Annotated in this window: 13 protein-coding genes; 6 read left to right on the forward strand and 7 right to left on the reverse strand. The window is 51.0% G+C overall.

Annotation, left to right across the window (positions count from 1 at the left end; genetic code table 11):
• Window positions 1–44 precede the first annotated feature (44 nt).
• From AZF00_RS13245 to AZF00_RS13275, 7 genes are all read right to left on the reverse strand, one after another.
• Window positions 45–1,913 (reverse strand): DEAD/DEAH box helicase, encoded by a 1,869-nt coding sequence (locus tag AZF00_RS13245; RefSeq protein WP_081482657.1) that lies wholly within the window; start codon window positions 1,911–1,913, stop codon window positions 45–47.
• A 132-nt stretch (window positions 1,914–2,045) separates the two neighbouring features.
• Complete coding sequence (locus AZF00_RS13250) at window positions 2,046–2,432, reverse strand: acyl-CoA thioesterase (RefSeq protein WP_008248592.1); 387 nt, start codon at window positions 2,430–2,432, stop codon at window positions 2,046–2,048.
• Between the two features lie 38 nt (window positions 2,433–2,470).
• Window positions 2,471–2,743 carry a hypothetical protein gene (locus tag AZF00_RS13255; protein ID WP_008248591.1) on the reverse strand — a complete coding sequence of 91 codons (273 nt, stop codon included), beginning with the start codon at window positions 2,741–2,743 and terminating at the stop codon, window positions 2,471–2,473.
• A 23-nt stretch (window positions 2,744–2,766) separates the two neighbouring features.
• Window positions 2,767–3,384: a PAQR family membrane homeostasis protein TrhA gene (gene trhA / locus AZF00_RS13260; protein ID WP_008248590.1), complete on the reverse strand. Its 618-nt coding sequence runs from the start codon at window positions 3,382–3,384 to the stop codon at window positions 2,767–2,769.
• Window positions 3,385–3,576: 192 nt separating this feature from the next.
• Window positions 3,577–3,873 (reverse strand): hypothetical protein, encoded by a 297-nt coding sequence (locus AZF00_RS13265; RefSeq protein WP_008248589.1) that lies wholly within the window; start codon window positions 3,871–3,873, stop codon window positions 3,577–3,579.
• A 171-nt stretch (window positions 3,874–4,044) separates the two neighbouring features.
• Window positions 4,045–5,247 carry an amidohydrolase family protein gene (locus AZF00_RS13270; RefSeq protein WP_008248588.1) on the reverse strand — a complete coding sequence of 401 codons (1,203 nt, stop codon included), beginning with the start codon at window positions 5,245–5,247 and terminating at the stop codon, window positions 4,045–4,047.
• A 126-nt stretch (window positions 5,248–5,373) separates the two neighbouring features.
• Window positions 5,374–5,832, reverse strand: a complete 459-nt coding sequence (locus AZF00_RS13275; protein ID WP_008248587.1) for a MaoC family dehydratase — start codon at window positions 5,830–5,832, stop codon at window positions 5,374–5,376.
• Between the two features lie 248 nt (window positions 5,833–6,080).
• Here AZF00_RS13275 and cls point away from each other — a divergent pair, with 248 nt between their 5' ends.
• From cls to AZF00_RS13305, 6 genes are all read left to right on the forward strand, one after another.
• Window positions 6,081–7,553 (forward strand): cardiolipin synthase, encoded by a 1,473-nt coding sequence (gene cls / locus AZF00_RS13280; protein WP_008248585.1) that lies wholly within the window; start codon window positions 6,081–6,083, stop codon window positions 7,551–7,553.
• 7 nt (window positions 7,554–7,560) lie between these two features.
• Window positions 7,561–8,184 (forward strand): paraquat-inducible protein A, encoded by a 624-nt coding sequence (locus AZF00_RS13285; RefSeq protein ID WP_008248584.1) that lies wholly within the window; start codon window positions 7,561–7,563, stop codon window positions 8,182–8,184.
• Entirely contained in the window at window positions 8,185–8,805 is a 621-nt protein-coding gene (locus AZF00_RS13290; RefSeq protein ID WP_008248583.1) for a paraquat-inducible protein A, read from the forward strand. It abuts the gene before it with no gap.
• Complete coding sequence (locus AZF00_RS13295) at window positions 8,798–11,119, forward strand: PqiB family protein (RefSeq protein ID WP_008248582.1); 2,322 nt, start codon at window positions 8,798–8,800, stop codon at window positions 11,117–11,119. Before AZF00_RS13290 ends, AZF00_RS13295 begins: the two co-directional genes overlap by 8 nt.
• Before the next feature lie 149 nt (window positions 11,120–11,268).
• Window positions 11,269–12,498, forward strand: coding sequence for an efflux RND transporter periplasmic adaptor subunit (locus AZF00_RS13300; protein WP_008248577.1), 1,230 nt, complete (start codon window positions 11,269–11,271; stop codon window positions 12,496–12,498).
• Complete coding sequence (locus AZF00_RS13305) at window positions 12,495–15,638, forward strand: efflux RND transporter permease subunit (protein WP_008248575.1); 3,144 nt, start codon at window positions 12,495–12,497, stop codon at window positions 15,636–15,638. The genes AZF00_RS13300 and AZF00_RS13305 overlap by 4 nt, the downstream gene beginning before the upstream one ends.
• Window positions 15,639–15,677 lie beyond the last annotated feature (39 nt).

Raw genomic sequence — 15,677 nt, forward strand, 5'->3', positions numbered from 1 at the left:
CTGGGTTAGAGTAGCCAAAGAGTCTAAGGTATTACGCGTAAAGCTTAAACCTTGCCGCGCTTTTCTCTAGTGCCGGTCAGCGTTGGTTTAGCTGAGCTTGGCTTTGCATTTGCTGGTTTTGCCGCCGCATTTGACACTCTGGGCTTGGCTTTAACCGGCTTGCGCCCCGCCTTGTCACCGCTGGGCTTACCACGCGGCTTGCGCGGGCGCTCACGGTCGTCAATAGGCATATCACCGCCTTCGTGCACGGAGATATTCAGCGGTTGACCTGCGACCCGAGTAGTACGTAAACACTGCACCACGTCATCAGGCATTTCTTTCGGAAGATCTACCGTAGTGAACTCAGGGTAAATCGAGATACGGCCGATGTTCGCACTGTCGATATTGGCTTCGTTAGCGATGGCGCCAACAATATTACCGGCACTCACACCGTGCTGACGACCGACTTCAATGCGGTAGCGCTGCATGCCAGTATCTGGCCCGCGCGAGATGCCGCCGGGCTTGTCACGGCTTTGCGGACGATCTGTCATCATTTTCGGCGCGTCTTTTACCAGTAAAGGCTTATCACCTTGCAACTGGCTAGCGAGCGCAGCGGCAACGTCAATTTCAGACACATCATGCTTGGCAACGTATTCCTGCAGCATTTTACGGAAAAAGCTCAAATCGGTACCGGCAAGGGTATCGGTGATCTTCTGCATAAAGCGATCAACACGCAGGGCATTGATATTCTCAGCACTGGGCAAGCCCATTTCTTCAATAGACTGGCGGGTGGCGCGCTCAATGGCTTGCAGCATACGTTTTTCGCGCGGTGCCACAAATAAAATTGCATCACCGCTACGACCCGCGCGGCCAGTACGACCAATACGGTGCACATAAGCCTCAGTGTCATGGGGAATATCGTAGTTAATAACGTGGCTAATACGCTCAACGTCAAGGCCACGAGCCGCCACATCAGTCGCAATAACAATGTCCAAGCGGCCATTTTTAAGCTGCTCTACCGTGCGCTCACGCTGGGCCTGAGCAATATCGCCGTTCAAGGCAGCCGCGGCGTAGCCACGAGCCTGAAGCTTTTCAGCCAACTCAGTGGTAACCAATTTGGTTCGCACAAAGATAATCATGCCGTCAAACGGTTCGGCTTCCAGAATACGGGTCAATGCATCCAGTTTATTCAGGCCCCGCGCCATCCAATAGCGCTGGCGAATAGTAATCGCCGTCGAGGTTTTCGTCTGAATAGTAACCTGCTCAGGATTAGTCAAATACGTTGTTGCAATACGGCGAATCGCCGACGGCATGGTTGCCGAAAACAGGGCGATTTGGCGCTTAGCAGGCATTTGCGACATAACCCATTCAACATCGTCGATAAAGCCCATGCGCAGCATTTCGTCGGCTTCGTCGAGAACCAGATGCGTCAAATCATCCAATTTCAAGGTGCCGCGACGCATATGGTCCATTACCCGGCCAGGCGTACCAACAACCACTTGTACGCCGCGTTTTAGCGCCGCCAGCTGACCTCGGTAATCCTGACCGCCGTAGATAGGCAGTACATTGAAGCCGGGCAATTGCGACGCGTAGCTTTGCAGTGCTTCTGCCACCTGAATGGCTAGCTCGCGGGTCGGTGCCAATATCAACGCCTGGGTACGACGGCTGTTCACATCAAGACGCGACAGCAAAGGCAGGGCAAATGCGGCGGTTTTACCCGTGCCAGTTTGCGCCTGACCGACAACATCTCTGCCGGCAAGAATAAGGGGGATTGTCGCCGCCTGAATTGGCGAGGGAATTTCGTAACCAACTGCCTTTACTGCAGCCAAAATAAGGGGCGCAAGGCCTAAATCATCAAAAGTAATTGTATCCGCTGCCGCGGGTGTATCTGAGGGCATAATCGCTACCGTAGGAATCAAGAGTCGCCGCAACATTTGACCCCATTCGGCCGAACGCAGCCAATGGCGTTGAGGCGGCATTATACCGGCATGAGGCGACAATTACCGCGAAACCTTTGGCCTTTTTTGGCATTAAGCGGCGGACCCCACCACTCTAAAGCGCAAATATCAGCTCAGTTTTTGTAATTCAGCGCGTATATCAGCCGGAATGTCTAACTTCTGCTGGGTATTATAATCAAAAAATATCATCACTGCCGAGCCTGTGGCCGTCTTTTGATCACGCTGCCATAACTCATGCTCAACCACAAACGAAGACTGACCAATATGACCAATGCGTGTACGAACCTGTGCGGGGTATTCATAATAGGTCTGCGCTAAAAAATCGACATCGATTTTACGCAGAATTAAATTCCATTTGGCGAGATCTAAGCCGGGGTTAAAAATCTCAAATACCCCGCTGCGCGCAGCCTCAAACCACATTGGCAACACCGTATTATTAATGTGCCCCATGGCATCAGTTTCACAAAATCTTGGGCTTACTTCATACAACAACATTCAAAACACTCACTTTAAATTATGTACCTGCCACACACTTACAGACTCAACCAGCGCCACATCATACACAACCAAAGCACATAGGCTACTAGCACTGCCGGATATGCCTTATCAGCAATATCGGCCCCCGCAAATTTTTGCCTCGCCGCATACAGCATTGCCAAGGCAACCAGGCCTTGAATTAAGATTAATACCGCCGCTTGAGGCCAAGCGTAGTCGCGGCCAGCGAAACTAATTGGCGCAAGCAGCGCGCTCATGATGAATAGTAGATTTATACAACCAAATAGCGCTAGGACCTTAAATCGAAACATTAGACTCCCGATAAACAGCAAAACTAGGCAACATAATAATAAATACTACAAAAGTGCAGCACACTGCCAGCCAAGACAAAGAGATGCCAAATACCATGAAAATGCACAATTTTTTTATCTAAAACATAGAACACAATACCGCCGGTGTAGGCGAGTCCACCGGCAAGCAATAAGTTAAATCCGGCGGGTGCGAGCACCGCGCCAAGGGGCTTTATCAAAAACAAGGCCAGCCACCCCATGAGCAGGTATACCGCAATTGACCAAAAGCGTCGGCTCGCCTTAGGCACACACTCTAGGATCATGCCGAGGGCTGCCAGCGACCAAATTACGCCAAACATCCACCAGCCAACACTCTCGCGCAAACTGACCAGTAAAAACGGCGTATAGGTGCCCGCAATTAATAAGTATATTGCCAAATGGTCGAGCTGGCGGAACAGGGCTTTTCGCGGGCCACGGCAACTGTGGTACAAGGTAGAAAAGCCATAGAGCGCAAGCAAGGAAATGCCATAAATGGCATAAGCCAGCACCGCCCACCCGTCGCCTGCCACAACCGCAGGCCACAATAGCAACAGACTGCCAATTAGCGCGGCAACCACCCCTGCTAAATGTGTAAAACTATTAAAGCGCTCACCTTGGTACACGATGCAAAACCACTCATATTCGCCTGAATGACGCGCACTATCGCCTAATTAAGCGCATAGCGCGAGTCTTAATAGCAACTGATTTTACCGGCGAAAAGGCACTAAACCCAAGTGAAAAAACACGGGCCGGGTAAAGGGAAAGCGGGAGATAAAAGGGTCATAAATACCGACGGACTTAGAAGCGGCCAAACACTATCTGCTCTGCTGCCTATCTGACGATTTTTGCGCAAGCTCGCCCACGCCTTCAAATAGGATTTCAACGTGAAGTGCGCCATTGGTATTCACCACTTTGCGAATACGGATATCACCTAGCCGACCATCGCGCAGACGAATACTGTAGTCACTGCCGTTAAGCAGTTCGCTAATTTGCTTATTTAGGTGTAGACAGCCGCCCCAGCGTACAAAATTACCGCCAGCGTTTATATACATGGGCACGTCCGCCAATAGCTCGCGATCCCCCAAAAGTACACTGCCATGAGTCAAATCCATTGACTACCTCCGCATTTACCGCGAAAAATCCGATAAGTATTTTACCGGATTGTAATATAACCGCTAATTGAGGTAGTTATAACACATAAACCGCTGAATCGGGCTAAAAACCCTAGACTAAACAAGGTTATTCCGTTCTCGTTTCATAACCAAATAATCTTAGCCTAAGGCTTAATCCGCCAACCCCAATAAAGCCGCGGCATTACCACGCATTACCTGTCTAATTTGCGCATCATTAAAGCCTTCCATTTCATCCACCATCTCGACAGGCCACTGCAAACCCTCAGGGTGCGGATAGTCGGAGCCATTCACAATCGCCTCAATACCTGCCGCCGCTGCAATTCGTGAAAAGTCATCTTCATGGAAGGGCACAATTTTGAAATGACGCTTAAATACCGCACTCGGCAAGTCCGGCTTACCAAAGGCAAAGCGGGTTTTGTGGTCGCCCAAGCGGTAAATTTTATCGAGGGTTTTCAGCAAGTGTGGTAACCACGCCGCACCGAACTCCACAATGAGGAACTGCAATTTGGGAAAACGGCCGAATAAGTTTTGAAATATCGTCGCCGCAATCTGATCGACCACGGTGCGCTCGCCCATGCCCACATAGGTGTTAAAGGCACTAAAGCGATGAGATGGCGGATTCGCAGGCTCACCCCACGGCGCAGCGTACATCTCAGTAAACGGCCCACTCCCAATATGATAGGCCATCACCACCCCCGCCTCCTGTACTCGCGCCCAAAAAGGGTCAAAATAGGGATCGGCCGGCGAGCGCCCATCAATAGGACCGGTATTGAGGTGGATCAGACGGCAACCCTCTTGAATCACCCGCTCAAGCTCTATTAGCGCAAGATCCAAGTCAATCAAACTTATCATTGCCGTCGCAAATACCCGACCGTCGCCACCCCAGCCCCAGTCGGCTGCGACCCAGCGGTTAAATGCGCGAATACTTGGGTACGCTACCGCGCGGTGTTCAGGCTTGCGCAGCTGATACTCAACCCCAGTACCAAGGGTCGGAATCATTACACAGGCCTCGACACCCTGCTCATCCATGCGGGCCAAACGGGCCGTCTTATCAATAAATTCAGGGCAGTCTATCGCTCGTATTGCATTGGCGTTTACGGCGCCACCGGTATCAACGTCGCCTTTAAAAAAGGCTTTCATCGCCCCCGGCGGGCCAACAAAGTCGCCCACCCCGACGCTGAAGAAATTCAAGCGCTCGGCGCCCAGCATCATGGTGCCGAAGCCATCCTCACGGCGGCGATCTACCCACACCGTGGACTCGCGAAAGCGCGCCTCTATAAAGCGACTAAAGCAATCATCAGGCTCGTAATAGTGGTTGTCACAGTCGATCAAGGCATAAGGTAGGGTATTCATGGCTCGCTCCAGCAATCGCGTTTAATTACCTTACTTTACGGCCAGCCACCCCAAAACACATTAACCACAGACATCAACAAACACTGACATAAATGATCACCTCAGCGACACCCCAGCTCGACAACTTCAGGCGGGGAAATAACGACTTATGGTATCGACCACACAGGCGGGCCGATCATTGCCTTCAATTTCAACCGTAACCCGCACCACAGACTGTACGCCACCTTTGACTTCTTCTACTGACACCAACTCACCCCGCCCCCGCAACTTCGAGCCAACAGGCACTGGCGCTGGGAAGCGAATGCGCTCACACCCTACATTCACACCCATTGAAATGCCTTGCACATCGATAATTTGCGGGAGGAATAAATTCACTAGCGACAGCGTTAAGTAACCATGAGCAATACATTTACCAAAAGGACCGTCTTTTGCTTTTATCGGATCCACATGTATCCATTGGTGATCACCGGTTGCGTCAGCAAACAAATTAATGCGCGCCTGGTCAATTTCCAGCCAGTCACTGCAGGCTAATTCCTGACCTACGCAAGCATGTAAATCTTTTGGATGTTTAAAGATCTTTGTCATTGCCGCTCCATCATTGCCGCTCGGCCCTATTTTGGCCGATATTACTGTCAAAAGCCTACTTTAGCATTCCTTCTGCCACGCCCTGCATCGTCTATCGAGACGACACCGGCGCATGGCAAGTTGGCGCACTTTTATGCGTTCAGTGGGTCTATCCATACAAGCTGAAACCGTCGTCGACAGAAACCGCTACACTCAATACGCTAAACTCAGCAATACTAAGCGACAACACAGGAGACAATAATAAGGTGATGCCCGCCGATATCCTCGCAACGTTTTGGCACTGGTTAAGCGGTAATAGCACCAGCATTGCTGCACTATTTGCCGCCACATTCATGGTTCTAGGTGTACTCTCTGCCCTTGAGGCTATTCTTAAATCCCGAACGGCCCAGGGCGCAGTAGCGTGGGCTATTGTCTTACTTGGCTTACCTTGGGTGTTTGTGCCCCTATACTGGATTTTTGGCCGTCGAAAATTTCGCGGTTACGCCCTAGCCAAAAACAGCGACCACAGTGAGATAGATAAAATAGCCGCCAAGCTGGCAGCGGAGCTGACTCACTTCCCCACCAACAGCAGCCATGATCCACGGTTCATTGCCCTAGAAAAACTCGCTACCCTGCCCTTTAGTTGCGGTAATGAGGCCCATTTGCTTATTAATGGTGAGCAAGCGTTTGCGGAAATACTAAGCCGGATTGCCGCCGCAAAACATTATGTACTCCTTGAGTTCTACACTATTCGCGACGACAACATTGGCGGCAAATTAGCCGATTTACTGCTCGCCAAAGTGCAGGAGGGGGTTGCGGTCTACTGTATCTACGACGAAATTGGCAGCCTACAATTGCCGGGCAGCTACTTACGCAAACTTCGCAATGGCGGTGTCGATATTCGCCCTTTCAATACCACCAAGGGCTTGGGAAATCGGCTGCAGCTGAATTTTCGAAATCACCGAAAAATTGTGGTTTGCGACGGCAACTACTGCTTGATTGGCGGCATGAATATCGGCGATGAATACCAGCACATGCACCCAGTGTTAACACCTTGGCGAGACACTGGCCTAGCACTGACCGGCCCCGCCGTTCAAGCTGTGCAACTCGCGTTTGCAGAAGACTGGCTTTGGGCCACGGAATCACTTCCCGAACTCAACTGGCAGCTGCGCGCCAGCACCACTACTGAGCCCCAGATCAACACATTGATTCTTTCTACCGGCCCCGCCGATAACACGGAAAGCTGTGCGCTCTACTTTCTTAATATGATTAATCACGCCACGAGCAGGTTGTGGATTGTCAGCCCCTATTTTGTACCCGACGCCCCGGTCATCCAAGCACTGCAACTCGCGGCCATGCGCGGCGTGGATGTCCGCATTATGTTGCCAGCCAAACCAGATAAAATCATGATACAACTATCGTCTTATACCGCGATCAAAGAAACCTTGGCCAGAGGCGTGCAGTTCTATTACTACCAAGACGGCTTCTTGCATGAGAAAGTAATGTTAGTAGATGATGATATCAGCGTGGTGGGTACCGCCAACCTCGACAACCGCTCATTTCGTCTTAATTTTGAAATCGGCGTTATTAACCACGATCGCCAATTTGCCAAAAAAATGGAAGCTATGCTCATTACGGACCTACAGCACTGCGTGCAATTACTGCCCAGAGAAGTCGCAAAATGGTCTCTGCGCCGCCGCCTGTTAAGTCGCTGTGCCTATCTTTTCGCACCACTGCAATAGCGCCGCAATGACCAGTGCCAGCCAAATTCCAAAAGGCCTAACCGCCTGTCCAGACTGCGATATTTTGTTGCACACCAGCGACAGCGATCATCGCCAGCAGGGTCATTGCCCACGTTGCGCGGCAACTTTATGGCATGCGTCAAGCCCCAGCGCCGACATCGACTTAGCGGCCGCCGTGAGCGGACTAATACTGTTTATACCTGCTATGAGCCTACCAATACTAAAACTCGACATGGTTGGCCAGCTGGGCAGCAACTCACTGCTCGGCGGCGTTGGCCGACTCTGGCTAGAAAACGAACATCTACTCGCGGTGCTCATTTTGCTTTGCTCCCTGCTCGCCCCGCTTATGCATCTGCTGCTAACAGCCATGATTGCTGTATCCATTCGCCTCAGGCGCTACCCCAGTCACTTTCCTGCGTGGCTTAAATGTAAAGTGTGGATGCAAAGTTGGAGCATGCTTGAAGTCTACGCCATGGGCATTATCGTCGCTTATGTCAAGATGATGGACCCCGGTGAAGTCAGCGTTGCCAGTGGTACCTATTGCTTGGTGGGTTTGTTGCTGTGCATTATTCTGTGCAGCCAATATTTCCACGAAGAGCAAGCTTGGCAATATTGGGAGCAACGCAGCTAAATGACAGTGACAGCGCAACAGCGCGGTATTGCCCGCTGCACTACTTGCGGCAAACTCAGCCGCATTACCACAGCGAGCCAAGCGCAATCCTGGTATTGCACCCGCTGCGCTGCACCGCTGAGCTTTCGCCAACCACACAGCCTGCAACGCAGCTGGGCCTATACGCTGGCCGCCGCATTTCTAATGATTCCGGCCAATATTTTACCCATACTAACCGTTATCAGCTTTGGCAAGGGTGACCCAGACACCATCATGTCTGGGGTTGTAAAATTGTGGCAAGCCGATTTGCAAGCAATTGCCGCCATTGTCTTTATTGCCAGTATTGCGGTGCCGGTCATTAAACTGATGATTATTATAATTCTTATCTTGGCTGTGCAGCTTCACCTCCCGCTAAGCAAACAGCAGTGCACAGTGCTATATCGTTTTATACACTTTATTGGCCGCTGGTCGATGCTCGATTTATTTATGATCTCTATTTTGGTGACCTTGGTTCACCTCGGCAATATTGCCACCGTGGAGAGTGGCCCCGCCGCCACCGCCTTTGCTGCGGTGGTGGTTCTTACCTTGTTCGCCGCCAATAGTTTTGACCCGCGCTTGTTATGGGATTTGGACAATGACTGAAGACAATATTAGATCGGCACACTCCGCGCCAAAACGTGGCCTGTCAGCGATTTGGCTACTCCCACTCATCGCGCTTGCCGTCGCCGCTTGGCTACTCTACCAAAACATCAACAATACCGGCTTGCGCGTTACCGTTGCTTTCGATAATGGCAGTGGCATAAGTGTTGGTAAAACCCCGGTCATGTATCAGGGTATCAATGTTGGCCAAGTCACCAGCCTGCAACTCGATGACGACCTCGAAGGGGTCACGGCGACCATTGAACTGAGCGAGCAAATTGCCCCGCTAATCCGGGAAAACACCGCATTTTGGCTAGTAAAACCACAAATATCACTTTCTGGGGTTTCCGGCTTAGACACCTTGGTTGCCGGCAATTACATCAGTTTCAAACCCGGTGATGGTGACCCAGCTGAGCGTTTTACTGCACTTATTGAGCCGCCGCCAATGGCCAGTAATTTACCTGGCCTGCGACTGGTTCTGGAGGCCGAGAGCCTCGGCTCGCTATCGGTGGGTGCGCCCATTCTCTACCAGCAAATCGACGTCGGTGACATTGAAAGCTACCAACTTAGCAAAAATGGTATCGAGGCCAATATTCGTATCGATCCCCAATATCAACACCTGGTAAACAGCAGTTCGCGCTTTTGGCAGCAGAGTGGCTTAAAGGTAAACGCGGGACTGCAAGGCATCGACATTGACGCCGGCTCAATCGCCAGTATTCTCGCCGGCGGCATCGCCTTTGAAACGCCCACGGCTAATGCTGATGCCGTCGACAATGACACGCATTTCCAGCTGTTCACCTCCAAGGAGCGAGCCAAGGGCAGCAAGGAAATCGTGGTGTATTTCCGCAATCCAGATGGTCTCACCGTCGGCAGTAATGTTCGCTTATTGGGTATGGACATCGGTAAAGTCGAGTCCTTGAGTTTTGTCGACAACAACCCCAATCTTGGCGCTAATATTACGTTGACCATCAGTGCACCTCACCATCAATACTTAAACACTGACAGCCAGTTTTGGCTGGTAAAACCAGAGGTTTCCAGCACGGGAGTGAGCGGACTAGACGCGCTACTTGGCGGGCCGTACATTGCCATGCGTGTTAGTGGCAAGGGCGGCGCCATTGCCGAACGCTATACGGCACTTTTCAAAGCCCCTAACAGCGGTATTCAGCAACCCGGCTTACGGCTAAACCTACGTAGCGACGAACTGAACTCAGTTGGGATCGGCACCAAGATTTACTACCGAAAAATAGCCGTTGGCCAAGTCGAATCTGTCGACCTCGACGCCGATGGCGTTAATATCGGCGCGTTTATTCATCAGCGCTACGCCCATTTGGTACATCGCGAATCTCAGTTCTGGAATGCCAGTGGTATCAGCATCAGTGGCGGCCTCAGCGGCCTAGACATACGCGCTGACTCCCTCGCGACCATCGTCGCTGGCGGCATTGCGTTCCACACGCCAGAAGTCAAAAAGCCCCAATTGGCCTGGGAAGGACTACGCTATTCACTGCACCCCGACTACCAAAGCACCTTTGCCGACAAGGGCCGCGACATCTTTTTGTACTTTGATACCGGCAGCAATATTAATAAAGGCACCGAGATCAAATACCAGGGCATTAAAGTGGGCGAAGTTATTGCCGTTGAGCTTGATACGAATATGGAAGGCGTTAAAGTCAGCGCTCGCTTAGCGCCATCAGCCAAAGCACTGGCGCGCAGTGGCAGTCAATTTTGGGTGGTAAAACCACAACTCGGCCTGATCGGCACCCGCAATTTAGAAACCTTAGTCACCGGTAGCTATATCAGTGTTCGTCCAGGCTACGGTACACCGCAGACCAGCTTCGCGGCTTTGGATAAGCCGCCACCACTGAGCAAACCCAGTTCAGGGCTTAATTTAATTGTGGCGGCACCTCAACGCGGCTCAATTAAAGAAGGTGTAAAAGTCTTCTACCGAGATATTCCGGTAGGAGAGGTATTTGGCTACGAATTAGCCGACGACGCCACTCAAACCCTGATGCATATTAATATTGAGTCACGCTATGCGGGCTTGGTGAGAGAAAACAGTGTGTTCTGGAATTCCAGTGGCATTGCGGTGAAATTTGGTTTATTTAGCGGCGCAACCATCCGCAGCAAGTCAATTGAGTCCCTGCTTGAGGGCGGCATTGCCTTTGCGACGCCAGATTCAAGCCCCCTAGCGCCTCAGGTCACCTCAGGCATGGTCTTCCCTCTTCGCCAAAACGTCGAGCAGAGCTGGTTAGATTGGACACCGAGTATTCCTCTACCCCGCGAAGCGGATACCGGTGAGAACTGGATCCGCACGGATTAACAAGATGTCACACCACGGAGTCCACTATAACGATACAATGACGGCGTCTTAGCTATTTGCGGGTCTGAGACGCTCGCCAACCAAGCGGTATGAGGCATTCGCTGCAAATGCGATGACGAATATCATAAAGCCCCACAGAGACCCTCAGTGTGTTGAAACAGTCTAACCAAGCCATCATCGCAGCAATTATTCTTCTCATTGCCACTGTTATTGCTGGCGTTTTTTACGCGCTAAGGCCACCAGCCGAGACAATTACTATTGTCCCGCCGGAGTTGATCGTCGATGTTGCCGTCGCAGAGAAGCAAACGCTGTCTATTCCCGTCAACTCCCAAGGCAGTGTACAACCGCGCACGCAAACCAACCTGGTATCTGAGGTCTCAGGTAAAGTTGTCGCGGTTGCTCCGCAATTTGAAAGTGGCGGTATTGTTGACGCAAACACCCTCTTACTCACTATTGATGACCGCAATTACCAGGTTGAGTTAAAGCGCGCCGAAGCCAACCTAGCTGCCGCCGAGAGCAATCTTAGTCATGAAAAAGGCATGGCCGCCGTTGCCAAAGAAGACCTGAGAAAATATCCTCGCAAACACGCCAGTAACGACGCCTTAAGCTTAGCCCTGCGGGAACCCCAATTAAAAGAAGCTGAAGCGCGCTTGCAAGCCGCTTTAGCCGACCTCAGCTACGCCCAAAACAACCTTAGCCGCACAAAAATTCGCGCGCCTTACCGCGGCATTATTAAAAGCCGTAATGTCGATCTTGGCCAATATGTCACCACTGGCAGCCAACTTGGTGATATTTTTGCCGTTGACCGCGCCGAAGTTCGCCTGCCAATACCGGCAGACCGTCTTCGCTACCTAGATTTACCCAGTGCCCGTCAACCAAACGCAGCGCCCAAGGTAAGTTTTGAAAATGACCTGGGCCAACATTGGCAAGGTACTGTAGTGCGTACCGAAGGCGTACTCGATGAGCGCAGCCGCGTATTATTTGTTGTTGCCGAAATTAATGATCCCTACCGTCTCGATAACCCAGGCGAAACATTAATGATGGGCAGCTTTGTTAAAGCCGAAATCAGCGGCAAGCAAATCGATGAATTAATAGCCATACCACGCTATATATTGCGCGCTGGCAATAAAGTGTGGGTGCTCGACAAAGAGCAAAAATTAGTAAATCGGGATGTCAAAACACTGCGCACCGAGGGCAAACTGGTCTATGTTTACGAGGGTCTCGACAACGGCGACTTAATTTGCCTGTCGACCATCCCCAATGCCGTTGCTGGCACCAAGGTCAAAATCAATCACCAAAGCAACACCAGCACCCTGATTGAATCAATTAACCAGCACAATACTATTGCCACCCTCAACGTTCGGTCCATACCGCAATGAGCTTAACTCCCGAATTCGACACCCACAAAGGCATTATCCCTTGGTTTGCCCGAAACTCCGTGGCGGCAAACTTATTGATGGTTATTATCATCGGTATTGGTATCGGCTCTGCACTGAGTATCCAGCGTACTGTGCAGCCTGAATTCGAATTAAATATGGTCAGTATCACCGTCCCCTACCCTGGCGCCACTCCCGACGAGGTAGAGAAAGGCGTTGTCCTTAAAATTGAGGAAGCCCTTAAAGACATTGAGTCCATCGAAAGTGTCGAATCCACATCCGACGAATCCGCCGCCTCACTCATCATAGAAATATTCGATGGTTACGATACCTTGGCGGTAATGGACGAAATTAAAAGTGCCGTCGACGGTATTGTCAGTTTTCCCGAACAAGCCGAACGGCCAATTGTTAAACGTGTCGACTTTAATAATCACGCCTTGAATATTCAGCTCTACGGCAATCTTGATGAACGCGGGCTAAAGAATCTCGCTGAAGAAGTTAAGCAAGAGCTTATGCTGGACGACAACATCGCCTACGTGCAAATAAATGGCGCGCGCGAATTTGAAATCAGTATAGAAATACCCGAGCATACACTGCTGCAATACGGCTTAAGTCTCAACGAGGTTGCCGAGGCTATTCGCCGCTCATCCCTTGACTTGCCCGGCGGATCCATAAAAACCAGTAATGGCGATATTATGCTGCGCACCCGCGGCCAGGCGCGCCATCAGCACGAATTTGAGCGTTTAGTACTAATCACCCACCCCGATGGCACGCGACTGACGCTAGGTGATATAGCCACCATCCGCGATGGCTTTGTAGAACAAGACGGCTTTTCTTTTTTCGACAGCGAAGCCAGTATCGGCTTGCAGGTATTTGCCGTTGGGAACCAAGACTTAATTGCTGTTGCTAATGCCGCCAAAAATTACGTTGCACAAAAGCGTGGCGCCCTGCCCGACGGGGTTAATATCGACACCTGGGCCGACATCACCTTCTATCTTCAAGGCCGCATGGACATGATGCTAAAGAACCTCGGCATGGGTGCCCTGCTGGTGTTTATTGTGCTCGGCTTATTTCTCAATGTTAAGCTTGCCTTTTGGGTTATGGTTGGTCTGCCGATATGTTTCCTAGGCACCTTTGCCATAATGCCATTAATAGGCATCAGCCTAAATATGCTGAGCCTATTTGGCTTTATTTTGGTATTAGGTATTGTCGTCGACGACGCTATCATTATCGGCGAAAGTGCCTATGCCGAGGCGGAGAATAAAGGCCATTCCATAGACACCGTTATTACCGGCGCACTGCGGGTAGCAACCCCGGCCACGTTTGGTGTGCTTACCACCATCATGGCCTTTTCACCCACCCTGTTTACCGACGGTGCATTTGCACCGTTTCCTGAGTCGGTGGGCTGGGTTGTGATCCTTTGCCTGTGTTTTTCATTAATAGAATCCAAGTGGATACTGCCGGCTCACCTCGCTCACAGTAAGCCGGGCACCAGTAGATTCTGGCTCCAACTAGACCGTATTCCCCGCTACTCAAACCGGGTACTTACTAATTTTGTGGATAATTATTATCGCCCCTTTATCCACAAAGCCATCGCCAAACGCTATGTGACAGGTGCGATTTTTCTCGCCTTACTTATTGTCACCACTGGCCTAATTATGGGTGGAATCGTTCGTTTTGTCCTGATACCGGAGGTACCTAGCGATTTTATCAAGGCCAATTTGGAAATGACCGAGGGTACGCCTGAGACCCAGACCCGACTGGCCTTTGAACAAATGGACAAAGCACTGCGCGAAGTAGATGCCGACTACCAAAGCCAGCACCCCGCCAGTGATAACAAGCGTCTTATTAGCCATGTTATGGCCTTCGGCTCATCTGGCCGCATCGTGAGCTTTATGGTGGAACTCACCAAAAATGAGCAGCGTGACATTGACGGCAATGAAGTTGCACGTCGCTGGCGCCAACAAATCGGCGACATCCCCGGTGCCAAAATCATGTCGGTGAGCAGCGCCGATCAAAGCTCTGGGCCAGCCATTTCATTTAAATTGAGCAGCAACTCCGACAGCCAACTCGAAGCTGCCGCCAAAGATTTAGAAGGCGTCCTCAGCCACTACAAGGGTGTCTTTGATATTCGCAATGGTGCCAGCGCCATTCAGGATGAAATTGTTTTAGAAATAAAACCGAGCGCCGAAGTTTTGGGAATCAACTCGGCGTCCTTAGGTCGCCAGTTACGTGACACCTTTTATGGCGCCGAAGCCCAACGAATCCAACGCGGTAACGACGAAGTAAAAGTGATGGTGCGCTACCCAAGAGAGGAGCGCGAAGCGGTTTCAGACCTACAAAACATGTATATTCGTTCTGCCGACCAAGCTTATATCCCGCTGAGCAGTGTTGCCGACATTAAATTTGAGCCCGGCTTTAGCCAACGCAAACGTATTGACGGCGAGCGTTCAATTAATGTTACCGCGCAAGTGGACAAGGAATTCACCAGCCCCAGCACGGTAACCTCAGACATCATGGCCAATGTAATTAAAACCCATTTTGGCAGTCGCTACCCGGGGGTGAAAGTTCAGTTCAGCGGTGAAAGCGAAGAAATGGGCACGCTGTTACAAAGCCTCGCAATAGGCTTTGTGGTCGCGCTCTTTGGCATATACGCCCTGCTCGCTATACCACTGCGCTCGTACTTACAGCCATTTATTATTATGGGGGTAATTCCTTTCGGTATCATTGGCGCGGTTGTCGGTCATATTGTGCTCGACATTTCGTTTAGCATGATGTCATTTTTTGGCGTCATTGCGCTTTCCGGCGTCGTCGTCAACGACAGCTTGATCATGGTCGACTTTATTAACTCCGCGCTGGCGAGGGGCGAACGCCTCTTAGATGCGGTAATCGATTCTGGCTGCATGCGTTTCCGGGCCATTTTACTGACCTCGCTAACCACCTTCTTTGGCTTACTACCGATGCTGATGGAAGACAGTGTTCAGGCCCAGTTTGTTATTCCGATGGCGGTATCGCTCGGCTTTGGCATCATATTCGCTACGGTAATAACCTTGATTCTCATTCCCTGTATGTATATGGCATTAGAAGATATGCGCGGGCTTGCGGGTTCTAAGTCCCGCCGCGAAATGGCGGCGGACTTCTGAGCAGTGTACACAAAGGCATCGCTGCGCCCCGTGGTGATG

This window comes from Zhongshania aliphaticivorans (assembly GCF_001586255.1).
In the GTDB taxonomy this organism is placed as follows: Bacteria; Pseudomonadota; Gammaproteobacteria; order Pseudomonadales; family Spongiibacteraceae; genus Spongiibacter; species Spongiibacter aliphaticivorans.